This is a genomic window from Streptomyces niveiscabiei (assembly GCF_001419795.1).
GTDB lineage: Bacteria > Actinomycetota > Actinomycetes > Streptomycetales > Streptomycetaceae > Streptomyces > Streptomyces niveiscabiei.
The window spans coordinates 1-1,805 of record NZ_LIRL01001354.1; the positions used below are offsets into that span (position 1 = coordinate 1).

Here is a 1,805-nt window from a genome sequence, read left to right on the forward strand (position 1 = left end):
GCGCGGGCCCGCGCCAGCCGCAGGTGCAGCGGGCGAAGCAGAAGCGGCCCTGGTCGACGGTGGTGGCGAGATGGTCGCCGGAGGGGGTGCGGGTGCCGTCCGGTTGCGTCACGTACTCCACGGTACCCACCGCCGGTAAAGGGTTCTCCAGGCGCGGGTGAGCGTGACGGTGGTACGTGCGGATCGTTGAACAGGGCCACAACGGGGGCCCGCGATCTGGGGGTAGGCAGGAGATGAAGGACCGTCGGGGCGGTGTCGTGGCCGTCGCGGGGCTGGTGGCCGGAGTCGTGGCCGGGGCCACGGGGTGCGTGAGCAGCGGCGCGGCGGCGGAGGACGCGCCCGTCGGGGACCCGGTCGGGACCCTGCGCCGGGCCGCCGACACCCTGCTCGCGACGGGCAGCTCCCGCGCGCAGACGTCCATGGAGATGGCGACCGGCGGGACGCGCGTCACGATCCGGGGGGAGGGGGTGTACGACTACCGGCGACAGCTCGGTCAGCTGAAGGTCGTCCTCCCGCAGGACCCGTCCGGGGTCAGCGAGCACCGGCCGATCACCGAACTCCTCGCGCCGGGTGCGCTGTTCATGAAGAACCGGGGGGCCGGGGTGCCCGCCGACAAATGGGTACGCGTCGACACCGCGACCCTCTCCGACGGCAACCTCGTCACCGGCGGGGCCACCGATCCGTTCGCCGCCGCCGAGCTGCTGCGGGGGGTGCGGGCCGCGTCCTACGTCGGGCGCGGCGACGTCGCCGGGGTCGGGGTCCGGCACTACCGGGGCACCGCCGACCTCGCGCTCGCCGCGCGCGGCGCGACGCCCGGCAACCGGGCCTCCCTCGCCGCCGCGGCCGAGGGGTTCGCCACCGCCGAGGTCCCCTTCGACGTGTACCTCGACGACCAGGGGCGCATCCGGAAAGTCCGGCACCGGTTCAGTTTCGTCAACAGCGGGCGGGCGGGGGTGGTGGCTGTGGCGTCCACCGTGCTGCTGTACGACTTCGGGGCGCCGGCTGTCGTACGGCTTCCGGAGTCGCGGGACATCTACGCCGGGACGATCGCGGAGTGAGCTGTCCCTGTCCCTGTCACTGCACGAGGTCCGTGTGGTCGCCGGGGTGCTTCGGGCAGACGTAGAGCTGTAGGTGGTTGGCGTCGATGACCGTGACGCCGGGTGGGTTCGCGTCGGCATCTTGGGCCTGATCCTCGTACGGGATCCAGGACCTGTTGTCCGGGTGCCATTCGTCCGAGGCGATCGTCAGCAGCGGGGTCATCCTTGTGCCGCAGTGGATGCAGAAGCGGGGTGCGGGGTCGGTGAGGCCCCATCTCGTCCAGCCGCCGACCTTCCAGCCCGGGGCCACGGACAGCTCGTCCATGTAGATCTCCTCCCCGGGCTCCTCCGCGATCGCCTGCCGCAGTTCCTCGGTCAGCTCCAGGACGTGCGGGTACTCGGTGACCTGCTCCGGCGCGAGCACGCACGGCTCCGGCACGTACCAGGACGTCGGCTCCGACGGCCGGGGCGGCTCCGTGAGGACCTGCGTGACGTCCGCCGCCGTCCGCCAGAACACGTACGTCGTCGGCTTGTAGTCCGGGGCGTGCTCCTCGGACGGGCACCACAGGATCTGGAGCAGATCCGCCCTCCCCGGCGCCCTCAACTGCGGTACGTCCCGCACATACAGCTGGGCCACCGGGATCATCGGCTGCCTCGCGCCCTCGTGCCACTTCTCGCAGTGCGGCCAGTGGTGGTGGGTCGGCCACAGCAAGGGGCCGCCGACCGAGCTGTCGTGCACCGTCGGGGAGCCGGGGCGGGGGTGCAGGC

At 72.6% G+C, this 1,805-nt stretch carries 2 protein-coding genes; one reads left to right on the top strand and one right to left on the bottom strand.

The genetic code is table 11. The features are described 5' to 3' along the window. Positions 1-233 precede the first annotated feature (233 nt). Entirely contained in the window at positions 234-1,058 is an 825-nt protein-coding gene (locus tag AOK24_RS43980; protein WP_055725412.1) for an SCO4651 family lipoprotein, read from the top strand. Positions 1,059-1,074: 16 nt separating this feature from the next. Here the strand turns inward: AOK24_RS43980 and AOK24_RS43985 are convergent. Then, the coding region (locus AOK24_RS43985) for a hypothetical protein (protein WP_055725413.1) at positions 1,075-1,805 on the bottom strand (731 nt) is incomplete at its 5' end.